Below are 20,246 nucleotides of genomic sequence, written 5' to 3'. Positions count from 1 at the left end.
GGGGGCGCGGGGGGGGGCCCGGGGGGGGTTTGTTTGCGCGGGGGGGGGGCGCCGCGGCGGGCGCGGCCGCTCGGCGGGGGGGGGGGGGGGCCCCCCCCCCCGACACTCGCGCTCGTCCAGGCACTGGGCGACGCCGGGATCGACGCCCCGCTGTGGGTGCTGACCCGTGGCGCCGTCACCACCAGCCCCGGTGAACTGCTCACCAGCCCGGTGCAGGCGCAGGCCTGGGGCCTCGGCCGGGTCGCGGGTCTCGAGCACCCGGACCGCTGGGGCGGCCTGATCGACCTGCCGCAGACCTGGGACGAACGCACCGGGACCCGCCTGTGCGCGGTGCTCGCGGGCCTCGGCGAGGACGAGCTCGCCATCCGGGGCGCCGGGATCCTGGCCCGCCGCCTGGTGCGCGCGGGCGCGCACCGTTCGGGCCCCGGCCGGTGGGTGCCGCGGGGCACGGTCCTGCTCACCGGGGGTACCGGGTCGACCGGCGGTCACGTCGGGCGCTGGCTCGCGGGTCGCGGCGCGGAGCGCGTCGTGCTGGCGAGCCGGTCCGGAGCCGCCGCGCCGGGGGTGCCGGTGCTGGCCGCCGAACTGGCGGCCGGCGGCACCCGCGTCGACGTCCTTCCCTGCGACACCGCCGAACGCACCCAGGTCGCGGGCCTGCTGGACCGGATCGCCGCGACCGGCCCCGCGCTGACCTCCGTGCTGCACTCGGCGAACACCGTCTACGTGACCCCGTTGGACGACACCGACGAGGAGGGCCTGCGGCTTTCCCTCGGTGCCAAAGCGGCGGGCGCGGTGTGGCTCGACGAGCTGACCGCGGATCTCGACCTCGACGCGTTCGTGGTGTTCTCTTCGATCGCCGCCACCTGGGGCAGCAACGACCACGGCGCCTACGCCGCGGGCAACGCCTTCCTCGACGCGCTCGCCGCCGACCGGCGGGCCAGGGGCAAGCGCGCGACGTCGATCGCCTGGGGTGTCTGGGACACCCGGGACTGGGCCGCCGTCGACGCCGCCGCGGACCAGGCCAAACCGGGCGGCGTCACGCCGGCCAAGCTGGTGCGCCAGGGCATGAACTTCCTCGCCCCGGACCGGGCGCTGACCGCGCTGGGCCAGGCGCTGGACGACGACGAGACGTTCTTGGCGGTGGCGGACGTCGATTGGGCCCGGTTCGCGCCCGTGTTCACCGCCGCCAGGGACCGGCCGTTGCTGGAGCTGATCCCCGAGGCGCGGGAGCCGGACACCGCCGCGCCCGTCCCGGCCGTGGACGCGGGGGAGACCGGTGAGCTGGCGGCGAAACTGGCCGGGCTCGACGCGGGCGAGCGGGTGCGCGTGGTCGTGGATCTGGTGCGCGGGCACGCCGCGGCGGTGCTCGGGCACGGTTCGGTGGACGACGTGTCCGCCGGGCGGGCGTTTCGTGAACTCGGGTTCGATTCGCTGACCGCGGTCGAGCTCCGGAATCGGCTGAACACGGCTACGGGGCTGAAGCTTCCGTCCACTGTGGTCTTCGACTATCCGAGTCCGGTGGTGCTGGCCGAGGAGATCATCGGCCGCTTGTTCGGCGTCTCCGACGCGGTCCCGGCGACCCCCGTCACCGCCGCGAATGCGACCGAGCCGATCGCGATCGTCGGTATGGGGTGCCGGTATGCGGGCGGGATCGACGATCCGGAGGCGTTGTGGGAGTTGCTGGCTTCGGGTGGGGACGCGATCTCCGGGTTCCCGGCCGACCGTGGCTGGGACGTCGAGGGCTTGTTCGACCCGGATCCTGACAAGCCGGGGACGTCGTATGTGTCCCAGGGCGGATTTCTCCACCGGGTGGCGGATTTCGACGCCGGGTTCTTCGGGATTTCTCCGCGTGAGGCGCTGGCGATGGATCCGCAGCAGCGGCTGTTGCTGGAGGTGTCCTGGGAAACCCTGGAGCACGCCGGGATCGACCCGGGTTCGCTGCGGGGCTCGCCGACCGGGGTGTTCGCCGGCGCGGCGCCGTCCGGCTACGGCGCGGGCATGGCGGAGGAGAACGGCGTCGAGGGTTACCTGATCACCGGGAACACTGGCAGTGTCCTTTCCGGACGGATCTCCTACACCCTCGGACTGGAAGGCCCGGCGGTCACCGTGGACACCGCGTGTTCCTCGTCGCTGGTGGCACTGCACCTGGCCGCACAGGCGCTGCGGTCCGGTGAGTGCTCGCTGGCGCTGGCGGGCGGCGTGATGGTGATGGTGGACGCCACGGAGTTCGTGGGCTTCTCGCGTCAGCGCGCGCTGGCGGCGGACGGGCGGAGCAAGGCGTTCGCCGCGTCGGCGGACGGAATGGGGATGGCCGAGGGCGCGGGCATGATCCTGCTGGAACGGTTGTCCGACGCCCACCGCAACGGGCACCGGGTGCTGGCGGTGGTGCGGGGGAGCGCGACCAATCAGGACGGGGCGTCCAACGGGCTGACGGCGCCGAACGGACCTTCGCAGCAGCGGGTGATCCGCGCGGCGCTGGCGAACTCCGGTCTGTCCACTTCGGACGTCGACGTCGTCGAGGCGCACGGGACCGGAACGGCGCTGGGCGATCCCATCGAGGCGCAGGCCCTGCTGGCGACCTATGGGCGGAACCGGGCCGAGCCGTTGTGGCTGGGTTCGGTGAAGTCGAACATCGGGCACGCGCAGCAGGCGGCCGGGGTGGCCGGAGTGATCAAGATGGTGCTGGCGCTGAACAAGGGGACGCTGCCCGCGACATTGCATGTGGACGAGCCGTCTCCGCACGTCGACTGGTCTTCGGGCGCGGTGAAGCTGGCGCGGGAGCCCGTCGCCTGGCCTGCGGGCGAGCGCCCGCGCCGGGCAGGGGTGTCCGCGTTCGGGCTCAGCGGCACCAACGCGCACGTGATCATCGAGGAGGCCCCTGCCGGCGAGAACACCGCGGAGTCCGTCGAGCCCGAACGCGACCGGGTGCTGGACGGCTCGGTGTGGGCAGTGTCCGCCCGGTCCCCCGAGGGCTTGGCCGCGCAGGCGGCCCGCCTGCGGGAGTTCGTGCTGGCGCGCCCCGGACTGTCCACTGAGGACGTCGGGTTCTCGCTGGTGACGACGCGGACGGCGTTCGAGCACCGTGCGGTCGTCGTCGGCGCGGACCGCGAGGAACTGCTCGCCGGGCTGGACGTGCTCGCCACCGGGCGGCCGGCCGCGGGGGTCGTGACGGGTGCGGTCCCGGCCGCGGGCACCGGCCGGGTCGGGTTCGTGTTCGCCGGTCAGGGCAGTCAGCGGGCCGGGATGGGGCGCGAGTTGTACGCGTCGAGTCCGGTGTTCGCGGCGGCGTTCGACGAGGCGTGCGCGCTGATCGAGGGTGAGTTGGGCTACCCGGTCCGGGACGTGGTGCTCGGCGATGGCGCGGACGAGCGGGCAGATCAGACGTTGTACGCGCAGACCGGGTTGTTCGCGGTCGAGGTCGGCTTGGTCGCGATGCTGGCTGCCTGCGGTGTCCGGCCGGACGCGGTCGCCGGGCATTCGGTGGGTGAGATCGCCGCCGCCTACGTCGCCGGAGTGCTGTCGCTCGCCGACGCGGCACGGCTGGTGGCGAACCGGGCGCGGTTGATGCAGGCGCTGCCCGAAGGTGGCGCGATGGCTGCGATCGCGGCCACGGAAGCGGAAGTTCTCGCCGATGTCGGGGACACGCCGGGTGTGTCGCTGGCGGCGGTCAACGGTCCGTCCTCTGTGGTCGTGTCGGGCGACGTGGACGCGGTGGACGCGGTGGTGGAGCGGTGGCGGGAGCGAGGCCGCCGGGTGCGGCGGCTGCGGGTCAGCCACGCGTTCCACTCCCACCGGATGGACCCGGTTCTGGACGATCTCGCCGGCATCGCTTCGGAGCTGACGCTGAGCGCGCCGAAGACGACGTGGGTGGGCGCGCTCACCGGCGAGGTCGTGGAAGAACCGGAGGCGGGCTACTGGCCAGGACAGGCCCGGCGGCCGGTCCGGTTCGCCGACGCGGTGACGGCGCTGGCGGCCCAGGGCGTAACGGTGTTCGTCGAGATCGGCCCCGATGGCACCCTGTCGTCACTGGGTTCGGCGGCGCGGCCCGGCGGGGTGTTCGTCCCGGTCCTGCACGGTGACGTCCCGGCGCCGACGGCCGTGCAAACCGCGTTGTCCCGTGCCTGGGTGCACGGTGTCGACGTCGAATGGACATCTGTCCTCAAAGGACGGAAGGTGCCACTGCCGACACACGCCTTCCGGCGTCGGCGGTTCTGGCCCGAGACGTTCGGCCGCCCGGCGGACGACGGTCCCGAGTCCGGTTTCTGGGCCGCGGTGGAAAGCGGGGACGCGGCGGAGGTCCTGGCCATCGACGGAAAGCGCCCGTTCGACGAGGTGCTGCCCGCGCTGGCGTCGTGGCGCCGCCGCGAGCGTGACGACGCGGCGGTCGCGGACTGGCGTTACCGCGCCGCCTGGCTTCCGGTGGCCGAACCCGCCCCGGCGGCACTGACCGGCACCTGGCTGCTGGTCGGCGAATCCGCGGAGGTCCACCGCGCACTGACCGAGCACGGCGCGGACGTCGTCACCTTCGCCGACGCCGGACCCGACCGCGAGGCCATCGCCGAGAAACTCCCGGCCGGAGACTTCGCCGGGGTGGTTTCCGTGCTGGCACTGGACGAAACCCCGATCGACGGTTCCCCGGTCCTGACCAGGGGCCTGGCCGCCACCGTGGCATTGACCCAGGCACTGGGCGACGCCGGGAGCACGGCGCCCCTGTGGGTGCTGACCCGCGGTGCCGTCGGAACCGGCCCCGCCGACGCACCGGCCTGCCCGGTGCAGGCCCCGGTCTGGGGCTTCGGCCGGGTCGCCTGCCTGGAACATCCGGAGCGGTGGGGCGGTCTGGTCGATCTTCCGTCCACTGGGGACGAACGGACGGCCGCCCGGCTGGGCGCGGTGCTGGCGGGCATCGGCGAGGACCAGGTGGCGTTACGGGCCACCGGGGTGCTCGCGCGCCGTCTGGAACGCGCACCGCGGCCTCGCCCGGCCCGCGCCTGGACACCGTCCGGCAGCGTCCTGGTCACCGGTGGCACCGGGGGCATCGGCGGTCACTCCTGCCGATGGCTCGCCGAGCGTGGCACACCGCGTCTGGTCCTCACCAGCCGGTCCGGGCCCGGCGCCGCGGGCGTCGCGGAGCTGGCGGCGGGGCTGGCCGAGGCGGGCTCGGATGTGGACGTCCTCGCGTGTGACACCGCCGAACGCGCCCAGGTCGCCGGGCTGCTCGAGCGCGTCGCGGCCACCGGCCCGGCGTTGACCGGCGTCATCCACGCCGCGGGCATCGGGCAGGGCGTCGCGCTGGCGGAGATGGACCAGGCCGCGCTGGCCGAGTCGCTGGCGGGAAAGGCCGCGGGCGCGGTCTGGCTCGACGAGCTGACCGCCGGTCTCGACCTGGAGGCGTTCGTGGTGTTCTCGTCGATCTCGGCGACCTGGGGCAGCGCGCTGCAGCCCGGCTACGCCGCGGCGAACGCCTTCCTCGACGCCCTCACCGAGGACCGGCGGGCCCGCGGCAAGGCCGCGACCGCGCTGGCCTGGGGTGTCTGGCGGGACACCGGCATGGGCGCCGGCGAGGCGGGCGAGCAGCTGCGCAGGTTCGGCCTCGGCCTGATGGATCCCCGGCTCGGAATCCGCGCGCTGGCACAGGCGGTCGACGCCCGCGAGGGTGTGGTCGCGGTGGCCGACGTGGACTGGGCGACGTTCGCCCCCACGTTCACGCTCCGCCGCCCCAGTCCGCTGATCGGGTCACTGCCGGAGGCCGTCGCCGCGCTCGCCGCCGGACGGACCACGGAGGGCACGGGCGATCTGGCCGGGCGGCTGGCAGGCCGGCCCCGCGCCGAGCAGGACCGGATGCTGGTCGACCTGGTGCGCGGCGAGGCCGCGGCGGCGCTCGGCCATTCCGGGATCGACGCGGTCGCCGCGGACCGGGCGTTCGGCGAGCTGGGCTTCGATTCGCTCACCTCGGTCGAACTGCGCAACCGGCTCACCGCCGCCAGCGGGCTCACGCTGCCCGCGACGCTGGTCTTCGATCACCCCAGCGCCGAGCGGCTCGCCGCGTTCCTGCGTGCCGAGCTCCTTGACGACGGCGAGGCCGGGCCGGGGGCGATCTTCGCCGGACTCGACCGGCTGGAGGCCGGGCTGGCCGACGTCGCCGAGGCGGGTGTCCGCGAGGACGTCACCCGCCGCCTGCGCGGAATCCTCGCCCACCTCGAGGACGCGGCGCGGGCGAGCGAATCGGGCGGCGAGATCGAGTTCGGCTCGGCCACTCCGGACGAAGTTTTCGATTTCCTCGACAAAGAGCTCGGGAGCCTGTGATGGAGAGTCAGGAAAAGCTCTTCGACTACCTCAAGAAGGCGTCGGCCGAGCTCCAGGAGACACGAAAGCGGCTGCGCCGGATGGAGGCCGCCGAAAACGAGCCCATCGCCGTGGTCGGCATGGGCTGTCGGCTGCCCGGCGGCGTCCGCGGGCCCGAGGACCTGTGGGACCTCGTCGTCGCGGGCACCGACGCGGTGTCGGCGTTCCCGGCCGACCGCGGCTGGCCCGACGGCGGAGCCGATTACGCGCCCCAGGGCGGATTCGTCTACGACGCCACGGAGTTCGACGCCGCCTTCTTCGGGATTTCGCCGCGTGAGGCGTTGGCGATGGATCCGCAGCAGCGGTTGTTGCTGGAGGTGTCGTGGGAGGCGTTGGAGCGTGCGGGTGTTGATCCTGTTTCGCTGAAGGGTTCGCGGACCGGTGTGTTCGCCGGGGCGTCGTCCTCCGGATACGGCACCGACCTTGCCGACGGCAAGAGCGGCGCCGAGGGCTACTTGATGACGGGCAACGCCGGGAGTGTGATTTCCGGCCGGGTGTCTTACACGCTGGGGTTGGAGGGGCCGGCGGTCACTGTGGACACCGCGTGTTCGTCGTCGTTGGTGGCGTTGCACTTGGCGGTGCAGGCGTTGCGGAATCGCGAATGCGGCCTCGCGCTCGCCGGGGGCGTGACGGTGATGGCCACCTCCGGCACGTTCGCGGAGTTCTCGCGTCAGCAGGGTTTGGCCGCCGATGGGCGCTGTAAGTCGTTCTCGGCGGACGCCGACGGGACCGGGTGGTCCGAGGGCGCCGCGGTGCTGGTCGTGGAGCGGTTGTCGGACGCGCGGCGTAACGGACATCGCGTGCTCGCCGTGGTCACTGGGAGCGCGACCAACCAGGACGGCGCGTCCAACGGCCTCACCGCGCCGAACGGCCCCTCGCAGCGGCGTGTGATCCGCTCCGCGCTGGCGGGTGCCCAGGTGAGCGCGGACCAGATCGACGTCGTGGAGGCGCACGGGACCGGGACGACGCTGGGTGATCCGATCGAGGCGCAGGCGGTGTTGGCGACGTACGGCCAGGATCGCACCGAGCCGTTGTGGCTGGGATCGGTGAAGTCGAACATCGGGCACACGCAGCAGGCTTCCGGGGTCGCCGGCGTGATCAAGATGGTCATGGCACTGCGCAACGGCCTGCTGCCGAGGACATTGCACGCCACCGAGCCGACCCCGCACGTCGACTGGACGTCCGGGAACGTGCGGCTGCTCACCGAAGCCGTGTCGTGGCCCGCCAAGGATCACCCGCGCCGGGCGGGGGTGTCGGCGTTCGGGATGAGCGGCACCAACGCGCACGTGATCCTTGAGGAAGCCCCTGCGGCCGAGGACGTGACCGTGGTCGAGCCGTCGGCGCCGGTGCTCACTTCGGCTGCGCCGGTGTGGCCGGTGTCCGGGCGTTCGGCGGACGCACTGGCCGCGCAGGCCGGTCGTTTGCGGGAGTTCGCGCTGTCCCGACCCGAATTGTCTGCTTCGGACATCGGGTTCTCGCTGGCGACGACGCGGTCGGCGTTCGAGCACCGCGCGGTGGTGACGGGACCGGACCTCGCCGCCGGGCTGGCCGCGGTGGCGACGGGGCAGCCCGCCGCGTCGGTGGTGACCGGGGTGGTGGCACCTGGTGGTGTGGGCCGGACGGTGTTCGTCTTTCCCGGTCAGGGGAGTCAGTGGGTCGGCATGGGCCGCGAATTGGCATCGTGTTCGCCGGTGTTCGCTGCTCGGTTGGCGGAGTGTGCGTCGGCGTTGTCGTCCTTTGTGGACTGGTCTCTTGACGATGTGCTGGCTGGTAAGCACGGTTTCGAGGCGGCGGATGTTGTTCAGCCCGCGTTGTGGGCTGTGATGGTGTCGCTGGCTGAGGTGTGGCGTGCTGCTGGTGTTGTGCCGGATGCGGTGGTGGGTCATTCGCAGGGTGAGATCGCTGCGGCGGCGGTGTCGGGGATTCTGTCCCTTGAGGACGCTGCTCGTGTGGTTGCTTTGCGCTCCAAGGCGTTGACCGCGCTTGCCGGTAAGGGCGGGATGATGTCGATCGCCGAGCCCGCGGACGCGGTTCGGGATCGGATTGCGTCCTGGGATGAGCGGTTGTCGCTGGCCGCGGTGAACGGTCCTTTGTCGACAGTGCTGTCCGGTACACCGGAGGCGTTGCGGGAGCTTGCCGGGTCGTGCCCCGAGGTGCGTACGAAGATCATCCCGGTGGACTATGCCTCGCATTCGTCGCAGGTGGATGCGCTGCGGGAGGAGATTCTGTCCGTTTTGGACGGTATCGCGCCGCGCGAGGCCGAGATCCCGATGATTTCGGCGTTGAGCGGCGAGATGGTGTCCGGTCCGGAGTTGGATCCGGAGTATTGGTACGCCAGCCTGCGGGAGACAGTCGAGTTCGAGCGGGCCGTCCGCACGCTCGGCGAGAACGGCCACGGTGTCTTCATCGAGACGTCCCCGCACGCGGTGTTGACCGCGGCGATCACGGACACTGTGGACGACGCCCTTGTCGTCGGCACGCTGCGCCGCGACGAGGGTGGCGCGGAACGGTTGCTGACGTCGTTCGCGGAGGCGTTCACCCGTGGCGCCGGTGTCGACTGGGCGAAGGTGCTCGGCAATGGCACGACCGTCGATCTGCCCACGTACGCCTTCCAACGCGAGCGGTATTGGCCTGAGCCCGCCGCGCCCGGCGCCCCCGGGACCGGTGACCCCGAGGGCGGATTCTGGGCCGCCGTGGAGAACGGCGACCTCACCGGTCTGGCGGAGACCCTGGCCGTGGACGGCGACCGCCCGTTCAGCGAGGTCCTCCCCGCGCTCGCACGCTGGCGCCGCCGGGAACGCGACGGCTCCGCCGTGGCGGACTGGCGTTACCGCGTCACCTGGACCCCGGTCGCCGAGCCCGGCGCGGCAGTGCTCTCCGGGAAATGGCTGCTCGTCGGCGGTGCGGACCTCGCCGAACGCGGGCAGGTCGAACGGGCGCTGGCCGGGCACGGTGCCGAGGTCGTCCTCCTCGACCCGGACGACCTCGGCGAGGAGCCGCCCGCCCGTGACCTCGCGGGCGTCGTTTCGCTGCTGGCACTCGACGAGACCCCGGACCCGGAGTTCCCGGCGGTCCCGAACGGCCTCGCCGCGACCCTGCGGCTCGTGCAGGCACTGGGCGCCGCGGGGATCGACGCCCCGCTGTGGGTGCTCACCCGTGGCGCGGTCTCGCCGGACGGCGAACCGGTCAGCCCGGCGCAGGCACAGTCGTGGGGCTTCGGCCGGGTCGTCGCCCTGGAACATCCGGACCGCTGGGGTGGTCTGGCCGATCTTCCGTCCACATGGGACGAACGCGCCGGGGCGCGGCTGTGCGCGGTGCTCGCGGGTACCGGTGAGGATCAGGTGGCCCTGCGGCCGCGGGGAATTCTCGGACGGCGGCTGGTCCACGCGCCGCGGCCCGCGGACACCACCGAATGGACGCCGCGCGGCACCGCGCTGATCACCGGGGGCACCGGCGCGATCGGCGGGCACGTCGGCCGGTTGCTGGCCGCCCGGGGCGCGGAACGGCTGGTGCTGACCAGCCGCTCGGGCGCGGCCGCCGGGGGAGCGGCCGCGCTGGCCGCCGATCTGGCCGGGCGTGGCGCCGCCGTCGACGTCGTCGCCTGCGACGTCGCCGAGCGCGCGCGGGTCGCCGGGCTGCTGAACCGGATCGGAGCCGGGCTGACCACGGTCGTGCACGCGGCCGGGATCGGCGAGGGCGGCCCGATCGCCGATGCGACCGCCGCGGACCTCTCGTCGGTACTGGCCGCCAAGACCCTGGGCGCCACCTGGCTCGACGAGCTGACCACGGACCTCGACGCGTTCGTGGTGTTCTCCTCCGGCGCGGCGACCTGGGGCAGTGCCGGCCTTTCCGGCTACGCGGCGGGCAACGCGCACCTGGACGCGCTCGCGGAGAGCCGCCGGGCACGTGGCCTGGCGGCGACGTCGGTCGCCTGGGGCCTGTGGGGTGGCGGCGGCATGGTGGGCGGCGCGGCCGGTGATCAGCTGCGCGGCCTCGGCATGCGGGTGATGGATCCGGAGCAAGGCGTGCTGGCGCTCGCGCAGATCCTCGACGGCCGCGAGAGCGCGGTCACCGTAGCCGACGTCGACTGGGCGAGGTTCGCGCCCACGTTCACCTTGCGCCGCCCCAGCCCGCTCATCGCGTCCCTGCCCGAAGTGAAGCAGGCGCTGGCCGTCGACGACGCCCCGGCCGAGCCGGCCACCGAGCTGGGCCGCCGCCTGGCGGGCCTGTCCCGTGCCGAGCAGGACCGGCTGCTGCTCGACCTGGTGCGTGCCGAGGCCGCCGCGGTGCTCGGCTACGCGTCGGCGGACGCGCTGGAGCCACGGCGGGCGTTCAAGGATCTCGGGTTCGACTCGCTTACCGCCGTCGAGCTGCGTAACCGGCTCGCGGGCGCGTCCGGGCTGAAACTGCCCTCGACGCTGATCTTCGATTACCCGAACGCCGCCGCGCTCGCCGAATTCCTCGGTGCGCGGCTCGTCGGTGTCCACATCGGACCCGAGCCCGCCGCGCGGGTCACCGCCGTCGTCGAGGGCGAGCCGCTCGCGATCGTCGGTATGGGGTGCCGGTACCCCGGCGGGGTGAGCGGCCCGGATCAGCTGTGGGACCTGCTGGCCGCCGGCGCGGACGCGATCGCGGACTTCCCGGCCGACCGCGGCTGGGAGGCCGTCGAGCAGCAGTACGGCGACCCGGACACCACCTACCTCCGGCAGGGCGGGTTCGTCTACGACGCGGCGGAGTTCGACGCCGGGTTCTTCGGCATCAGCCCGCGCGAGGCGCTGGCGATGGATCCGCAGCAGCGCCTGCTGCTCGAGGTCGCCTGGGAAACCGTGGAGGCGGCCGGGATCGACCCCGGCACGCTGCGTGGCACGCCGACCGGCGTGTTCGCGGGCGCGACCTACTCCGGCTACGGCATGGGCCTCGCGGGCGGTGACAGCGGTTCCGAGGGCTACCTGATGACCGGTGGCCTGACCGCGGTGATCTCCGGCCGGATCTCCTACACCCTCGGCCTGGAGGGGCCCGCGGTCACCGTGGACACCGCGTGCTCGTCGTCGCTGGTCGCGCTGCACCTGGCCTGCCAGTCGCTGCGGTCCGGCGAGTGCTCGATGGCGCTGGCCGGCGGCGTCGCGGTGCTCTCGACGCCCGGTGCGTTCCTGGAGTTCTCCCGCCAGCAGGGCATGGCCGCCGACGGCCGGTGCAAGGCCTTCTCGGCCGACGCGGACGGCATCGGCTGGGGCGAGGGCGCGGGTATGGTGCTCCTCGAGCGGCTGTCGGACGCGCGCCGCAACGGCCACGAGGTGCTGGCCCTGATCCGCGGTACCGCGGCGAACCAGGACGGCGCGTCCAACGGTCTCGCCGCGCCGAACGGTCCCTCGCAGCGGCGGGTGATCCAGGCGGCCTTGGCGAACGCCGGTCTGTCCACTTCGGACGTCGATGCGGTGGAGGCACACGGCACCGGGACCTCGCTCGGCGACCCCATCGAGGCGCAGGCGCTGTTGGCGACCTATGGGCAGGACCGGGCCGAGCCGTTGTGGCTGGGTTCGGTGAAGTCGAACATCGGGCACGCGCAGACCGCGGCCGGGGTGGCCGGGGTGCTCAAGATGGTGCTCGCCCTGCGCAACGGCCTGCTGCCGAAGACGCTGCACGCGGATGTGCCGTCCCCCCACGTCGACTGGTCGGCCGGGGCGGTGAAACTGCTGAGTGAGCCGGTCGAGTGGTCGGCCTCCGGCCGCCCGCGCCGGGCCGGTGTCTCCGCTTTCGGGGTGAGCGGCACCAACGTGCACGTGATCGTCGAGGAAGCCCCGGAAGCGGCGTCCGTCGAGGTCGTCGAGGAAGCCGCCCTTCCGCTTCTGCGGCCGGGTGTCCCCGCCTGGGTCGTGTCCGGCCGGACCGCGGACGGGCTGGCGGCGCAGGCGGGCAGGCTGCGGGAGCATGTGCTGGCCCGCCCGGAGCTGGACCCGGCGGACGTGGGGTGGTCGCTGGCGACCACCCGGTCCGCCTTCGAACACCGGACCGTGGTGACCGGATCCGGCCGGGAGGACCTGGCCGCCGGGCTCGCCGCGGTGGCCACCCACCAGCCCGCCGCCGGGGTGGTGACCGGATCGGTGAGCCCTGCCGGTGCCGGTCGGGTCGCGTTCGTGTTCCCCGGGCAGGGCAGCCAGTGGGTCGGGATGGGCCGTGAGCTGGCGGAGACGTCACCGGTGTTCGCGGCGCGATTGGCGGAATGCGCGGACGCCCTTTCGTCCTTTGTGGACTGGTCGCTGGACGACGTGCTCGCGGGCAGGCACGGGTTCGAGGCCGCGGACGTCGTCCAGCCCGCGCTCTGGGCCGTGATGGTGTCGCTTGCTGAGGTCTGGAAGGCCGCGGGGGTGTTCCCCGACGCGGTGGCCGGGCACAGCCAGGGGGAGATCGCGGCGGCCGCGGTCGCCGGAATCCTCTCCCTCGAGGACGCCGCCCGCGTGGTCAGCCTGCGCAGCAGGGCCTTGACCGCGCTCGCGGGCAAGGGCGGGATGATGTCGATCGCCGAACCCGCCGGCGCCGTCCGCGAGCGGATCGCCGCCTGGGGTGAGCGCTTGTCGCTGGCCGCGGTGAACGGTCCACTCTCGACAGTCGTGTCCGGTGACCGCGAAGCGTTGCGGGAACTCGCCGAATCCTGCCCCGAGGTCCGGACGAAGATCATCCCGGTCGACTACGCCTCGCACAGCGCGCAGGTGGACGCGCTGCGGGACGAGATCCTTTCGGCGCTGGACGGGATTTCGCCGCGTGCGGCGGAGATCCCGATGATCTCGGCGATGAGCGGCGAGACGCTGTCGGGCCCGGAGCTGGACCCGCGGTACTGGTACGCGAGCCTGCGCGAGACGGTCGAGTTCGAACGGGCCGTCCGGACACTCGGCGAGGCTGGATACCGCGTCTTTGTCGAGACTTCCCCGCATCCGGTGCTCGCCACCGCGGTCGCCGACACCCTGGACGACTACGCGCCCGTCGTCACCGGCACGCTGCGCCGCGACGACGGTGGCGCGGACCGGCTGCTCGCGTCGTTCGGCGAAGCGTTCGTGCGCGGCGTCGCGATCGACTGGAAGGCCGTGCTCGGCGGCGGCTCGGCGGTCCGCCTGCCCACCTATGCCTTCCAGCGCAAGCGGTTCTGGCCGGATGAGCCGATCGCGCCCGCACCGGCCGAGGCGGCGGCCCCGGCCGAGTCCAGGTTCTGGGCGGCCGTGGAAAGCGGTGACACGCGGGAGGTCGCCGATCTCCTGGCGGTCGACGACCAGAGCCTGCGCGAAGTGCTCCCGGCACTTGCGTCCTGGCGCCGTCGCGAGCTGGACGACGCGGGCGTCGCCGGGTGGCGCTACCGGATTTCCTGGTCTCCGGTCGTCGAGTCCGGCACGGCCGTCCTTTCCGGGACCTGGCTGGTCGTCGGGGAGCCGGACGCGGCCGGCGACTACGTGCGGGCATTGAGCGAGCGCGGGGCCGACGTCGTGGTCGTCACGCCCGGCAGCGTGGACCGGGCGGCGTTCACCGAGACCGTCCGCGCTTCGGTGACCGGACCGGTGGCCGGGGTCCTTTCCCTGCTGGCGCTCGACGAGTCGCGTGTGGACGGTTTCCCGGCGGTGGCCCGCGGTGCCGCGGGCACGCTCGGCCTGGTGCAGGCGCTGGGCGACGCCGGGGTCGGCGCGCCGCTCTGGGTCCTCACCCGGGGAGCGGTCTCCGCGGGTTCCGGCGACGTGCTGACAAGTCCGGTGCAGGCCCAGGTCTGGGGCCTCGGCCGGGTATGCGGCCTGGAGCACCCGGACCGCTGGGGCGGGCTGATCGATCTTCCGTCCACTGGGGACGAACGGGCCGCCGCGCGGCTGTGCGCGGTGCTCGCGGGCTGTGGCGACGACCAGGTCGCGATCCGGCCGTCGGGGATCCTCGCGCGAAGGCTCGTGCGGTCCGGTGCCCGGCGTGCGCCGCGGGCGCGCTGGAGCCCCCGTGGCACCGTGTTGCTGACCGGGGGTACCGGGTCGATCGGGGCGCGGGTCGGGGCGTGGCTGGCTGGGCGGGGTGCGCCGCGGGTAGTGCTGACCAGCCGGTCCGGGCCGTCCGCGGCCGGGGTCGCCGACCTGGCCGCCGAGATCGCCGACACCGGTTCGCGGGTGGAGGTGGTCTGCTGTGACACCGCGGATCGTGCCGAGGTTTCCGGGTTGCTGGACCGGATCGGCTCCGATGGGCCCCCGTTATCGGCTGTCCTGCACTCCGCGAACGCCGTCTACATGAAGCCACTGGAGGGCACCGACGTCGCCGGATTGTCGGTTTCGCTCGGTGCGAAGGCGGCGGGCGCGTTGTGGTTGGACGAGCTGACCGCGGGTATGGATTTGGATGCCTTCGTGTTGTTCTCGTCGATTTCGGCGACGTGGGGCAGTAACGATCATGGGGCATATGCCGCGGGTAACGCGTACTTGGACGCGCTGGCCGAGTCGCGGCGTGCTCGGGGTCTGCCGGGGACGTCGATCGCTTGGGGCGTCTGGGACACCCGCGACTGGGATGCCGTCAACGCGATCCTCGAGCAGAAACCCGGCAGTGTCACCCCGGCCCGGTTGCTGCGGCAGGGGATGAACTTCCTGGACCCCGAGCGGGCGCTGACCGCGCTGGGACAGGCGCTGGACGACGACGAGACGTTCTTGGCGGTGGCCGACGTCGACTGGGCCCGGTTCGCGCCGGTGTTCACCGCCGCCAGGGAACGTCCGCTGCTGGACCAGATTCCCGAGGTGCGGGAGCTGGAGACCGCCGAACCCGCGGTCACCGCACCCGGCGAGACCGGCGAGCTGGCCCGGCAGCTGACCGGGCTGGACACCGCCGAGCGGGCGCGCGTGGTCGTGGACCTGGTGCGCACACACGCCGCGGCGGTGCTCGGGCACGGCTCGGCCCGTGAAGTGCCCGCGAGCCAGGCGTTCCGTGAGCTGGGCTTCGATTCGCTGACGGCGGTCGAGCTCCGGAGTCGGCTGAACACGGCTACCGGGCTGAAGCTTCCGTCCACTGTGGTCTTCGACTATCCGAGCCCGGCCGTGCTGGCCGAGGAGATCATCGGCCGTCTGCTCGGCGTCTCCGAGACCTCCTCGGAGACGGCGGTGGCCGGGGGTATGTCGACCGAGCCGATCGCGATCGTCGGTATGGGGTGCCGGTACGCGGGCGGGATCCAGGATCCGGACGCGTTGTGGGAGCTGCTGGCTTCCGGTGGGGACGCGATCTCCGGATTCCCGGCCGACCGCGGCTGGGACGTCGAGGGGCTGTTCGACCCGGACCCCGACAAGCCGGGCACGTCGTATGTGTCCCAGGGCGGTTTCCTGCACCGGGTGGCCGATTTCGACGCCGGGTTCTTCGGGATTTCTCCGCGTGAGGCGTTGGCGATGGATCCGCAGCAGCGGTTGTTGCTGGAGGTCTCGTGGGAGGCGCTGGAGCGGGCGGGGATCGATCCGGCGTCGCTCAAGGGTTCTCCGACCGGCGTCTTCGCCGGTGCCGCGCCCTCCGGTTACCTCGGCGCGGGCGGTGCCGGTTTCGAAGGGGTGGAAGGACATCTGATCACCGGCAACACCGGCAGTGTCCTTTCCGGACGGATCTCCTACACCCTCGGCCTGGAGGGGCCCGCGGTCACCATCGACACCGCGTGCTCCTCGTCGCTGGTCGCCCTGCACCTCGCGGCGCAGGCACTGCGGGCCGGTGAATGCTCACTCGCACTGGCGGGCGGTGTGACGGTGATGGCGGACGCGGCGGAGTTCGTCGGGTTCTCGCGGCAGCGCGTGCTGGCCGCCGACGGCCGGAGCAAGGCGTTCGCCGCGTCCGCGGACGGCATGGGCATGGCCGAGGGCGCGGGCATGATCCTGCTGGAACGTTTGTCCGACGCGCGGCGCAACGGCCACCGGGTCCTCGCGGTGGTCCGCGGCAGCGCGACCAATCAGGACGGCTCCTCCAACGGGTTGACCGCGCCCAACGGCCCGGCACAGCAACGGGTCATCCGGGCCGCCGTGGCGGGATCCGGTCTGTCCACTTCGGACGTCGACGTGGTCGAAGCACACGGGACCGGCACCGAGCTGGGTGATCCGATCGAGGCACAGGCGTTGCTGGCGACCTACGGCCGGGACCGTCCGCGGGAGCGGCCCCTGTGGCTGGGGTCCGTGAAGTCGAACATCGGGCACGCGCAGCAGGCGGCCGGGGTGGCCGGCGTGATCAAGATGGTGCTGGCCCTGCGTAACGAAGAACTGCCCGCCACGTTGCACGTGGACGAGCCCTCGCCGCATGTGGACTGGTCCTCGGGCGGCGTCCGCCTGCTCCGGGAAGCCGTCGGCTGGCCCGCCGGGGACCGCACCCGCCGCGCCGGGGTGTCGGCGTTCGGGATCAGCGGCACCAACGCCCATGTGATCATCGAGGAAGCCCCTGCCGAGGAACCGGACGAGCCCGCCGGGCCGCCGCGTGTCCCGGCGATCACCGGCCTGGCGTGGCCGGTCTCGGCGCGATCGGCCGCGGGACTGGCGGCGCAGGCCGCCCGGCTGCGCGAGCACCTGCTGGCGCGCCCCGGACTGTCCGTTTCGGACATCGGTTTTTCGCTGGCGACGACGCGGACGGCGTTCGAGCACCGTGCGGTGGTCGTCGGTGCGGATCGCGGCGAGCTGATCGAGAGCTTGGCCGCGGTCGCCGAGGGGCGGTCGGCTCCCGGCGTGGTGACGGGCGCGGTCCCGGCCGGGGGCACCGGCCGGATCGGGTTCGTGTTCGCCGGCCAGGGCAGCCAGCGTGCGGGGATGGGACGGCGGCTGCACGCCGCCAGCCCGGTGTTCGCGGCGGCCTTCGACGAAGCGTGCGCGCTGATCGAGGCCGAGCTGGGCCTGCCGGTCCGGGACGTCGTCCTCGGTGAGGCCGCGGACGAGCGGGCCGATCAGACGCTGTACGCGCAGACCGGGCTGTTCGCGGTCGAGGTGGGTTTGGTGGCGCTGCTGGAATCCTGCGGCGTGAAACCGGACGCGGTGGCGGGCCATTCGGTCGGCGAGATCGCCGCCGCCCATACGGCCGGAGTGTTGTCGCTTGGGGACGCGGCGCGGCTGGTGGCGCACCGCGCGCGGTTGATGCAGGCATTGCCCGAGGGCGGCGCGATGGCCGCGATCGCCGCGACCGAGGAGGAGATCCTCGCGGATATCGCCGACGTGCCGGGTGTTGCGCTGGCGGCGGTCAACGGCCCGGCATCGGTGGTCGTCTCGGGTGACGCGGAGGCGATCGACACGGTGGCGGAGCGCTGGCGTGCGCGGGACCGCCGGGTGCGGCGGCTGCGCGTGAGCCACGCGTTCCACTCGGAACGGATGGACCCGGTCATCGAGGAGCTGACCCGGATCGCCGGCAGGCTGGAGTTCTCCGCACCGAAGATCCTCTGGGCGGGCGCGCTCACCGGTGAACCGATCGAGGCCCCGTACGCCGGGTACTGGCCGGAGCAGGCTCGCCAGGCGGTGCGGTTCGCCGACGCCGTCGAAACCCTGGCTGCCGAAGGAGTCACGGTCTTCCTGGAGATCGGCCCGGACGGGACACTGTCCTCGATGGGATCGGCCGTACACCCGGACGGCGTATTCGTTCCCGTCCTGCGTACCGACGTTCCCGCCGGTACCGCGGTCGTCACGGCGCTGGCGCGGGCCCACGTCCACGGCGTCGGCGTCGACTGGACGTCCGTCCTGAGTGGACGGAAGGTCGGCTTGCCGACCTACGCGTTCCAGCACCGGCGGTTCTGGCCTCAGCGGCCGGAAGCCGCGCTCCCGGCCGCCGGGAACACCGGAACGGCCGGCGAGGCGCGGTTCTGGGCCGCCGTCGAACGGGGCGATCTGAGCGGGATCACCGACACGCTGGCGGTCGACGCCGACCGCCCGCTCCGCGAGGTGCTGCCCGCGCTGGCGTCCTGGCGGCTCCGCGAGCGTGACGACGCGGCGGTCGCGGACTGGCGTTACCGCGTCACGTGGGAACCGGTGGCCGATCCCGCGCGCGCGGAGCTGTCCGGCACCTGGGTGGTGGTCGCCGATCCGGGAAGGTGGGCGGCAGACTGCGTGAGCGCGCTGTCCGGCCACGGCGCGCGGGTGATCCTCGTCGAAACCGACGAGGTCGACCGCGAAGCACTGGCGAAGGCGCTGCCCGCCGACGTCGACGATCTCGCGGGCGTTGTCGCGCTCCCGGCCGCCGGAGCCGATCCGGTGCCGGGTCACCCGTCGGTGCCGCGTGGCGTCGCCGCGACGCTGGGGCTGGTGCAGGCGCTGGGCGACCTCGGCGTGGCCGCGCCGCTGTGGGTCCTGACGGAGGGCGCGGTCGCGACCGCACCCGGCGAGCCGATCGCCGATCCGGCGCTCGCGCAGGTCTGGGGACTCGGCCGGGTCGCCGCACTGGAGTTCCCGGAGCGCTGGGGTGGTCTGGTCGACCTTCCGTCCACTATGGACAGTAAGAGCGGCGCGCGCCTGTGCGGGGTGCTCGCGGGCGACGAGGACCAGGTGGCCGTCCGGGCCGGCGGCCTGTTCGCCCGTCGCCTCGGCCGGGCGCCGCGCCCGGAGGGCACCGGCACCTGGGTCCCCCGCGGCAGCGTGCTGGTCACCGGCGGCACCGGGGGTATCGGCGGGCATCTCGACCGGTGGCTGGCCGGGCGCGGCGCGCCGAAACTGGTGCTCACCAGCCGCTCGGGCCCGGCCGCGGCCGGGGTGGCCGCGCTGGCCGCCGAACTGGCCGGGCGGGGCACCGCGATGGACGTGTTCGCCTGCGACACCGCCGACCGCGGGCACGTCGCGGGCGTGCTCGGCCGCGTTCCCGACCTGACCGCGGTCATCCACGCGGCGGGCATCGGGCAGACCACACCGACCGACGAGGTCACGCTCGCCGAGCACTCGCGCGTCGTGGCGGCGAAGACGGCGGGCGCGGTCTGGCTCGACGAGCTGACCGCCGGGATCGACCTCGACGCGTTCGTGCTGTTCTCGTCGATCTCCGCGACCTGGGGAAGCAGCCTGCAATCCGCCTACGCCGCGGGCAACGCCTTCCTCGACGCGCTCGCGGTCAACCGCCGCGTGCGCGGCCGGGCCGCGACCTCGGTGGCCTGGGGACTCTGGGCGGGCGCGGGCATGGGTGCCGGTGCCGCCGGCGAGGAGTTCGCCCGCCGCGGCCTCGGCATGATGGACCCGCGGCACGCGATCGCGGCATTGGCACAGGCGGTGGACGCGGGTGAAGGCCTGCTCACCGTCGCCGACGTCGACTGGGCGAAGTTCGCCCCGACGTTCACCCTCCGGCGTCGCAGCCCGCTCATCGAGTCGATGCCGGCGGTGCGGGCCGCGCTCACGACCGGCACCGGCGCACCGGTCGCGGACGGCGACGGCGCGTTCGCGCAGCGCCTGGCGGGGCTGTCGCGGGCGGAGCAGGAGCGGCTGCTGGCCGATCTGGTCCGCGGCGAGGCGGCGACGGCGCTCGGCCACGCGAGCGCGTCGGCGGTCGAACCGGACCGGGCGTTCAAGGACCTCGGATTCGACTCGCTGACCGCGATCGAACTGCGGAACCGGCTGACCGCGGCGACCGGGCTCGGCCTCCCGGCCACCCTCGTCTTCGACTACCCCACACCGGAGGTCCTCGCCGGCTTCCTGCGCGGGGAACTGCTCGGCGACGCGGGCGGGCCGGCGAGCCTGGCCGAGGAGCTGGACCGGTTCGAGGCACTGCTGGCCGGGGCTGCACCGGACGACGAGATGCACGAACTCGTCGCCGCCCGGTTGCAGCGGTTCCTCACCGAATGGGCCGGAGCCGGGAAGACGAAGGACAAGACGGTGGCGCGGCGTATCGAGGCCGCTTCGGACGACGAGATGTTCGAGTTCATCAACACCGAACTGGGGCGGTCCGAATGAACAAGCCGGGCACTCTCCGGATCGACGGCGAATGAG

General features: G+C 73.3%; 1 protein-coding gene and 1 pseudogene. Both read left to right on the top strand.

Translation table 11 applies throughout. The features are described 5' to 3' along the window. Nucleotides 1–156 precede the first annotated feature (156 nt). Nucleotides 157–6,303 (top strand): annotated as a pseudogene (locus ACFWX1_RS07795) (type I polyketide synthase); the annotation flags it as partial. Next, the gene (locus tag ACFWX1_RS07790) at nucleotides 6,303–20,210 is read left to right on the top strand and encodes a type I polyketide synthase (protein WP_378384971.1); all 13,908 of its coding nucleotides are present in this window, start codon (nucleotides 6,303–6,305) and stop codon (nucleotides 20,208–20,210) included. The pseudogene ACFWX1_RS07795 and the gene ACFWX1_RS07790, both read left to right, overlap by 1 nt. The last annotated feature ends 36 nt before the right edge of the window (nucleotides 20,211–20,246 follow it).

This window comes from Amycolatopsis sp. NPDC059021, from assembly GCF_042739895.1.
Classification (GTDB): Bacteria; Actinomycetota; Actinomycetes; order Mycobacteriales; family Pseudonocardiaceae; genus Amycolatopsis.
This window is presented reverse-complemented; position numbering and strand designations above follow the sequence as displayed.

Coding starts and splice junctions, on each gene's coding strand:
- ACFWX1_RS07790 (WP_378384971.1), top strand. CDS start 6,303: ATGGAGAGTCAGGAAAAGCTCTTCGACTACCTCAAGAAGGCGTCGGCC.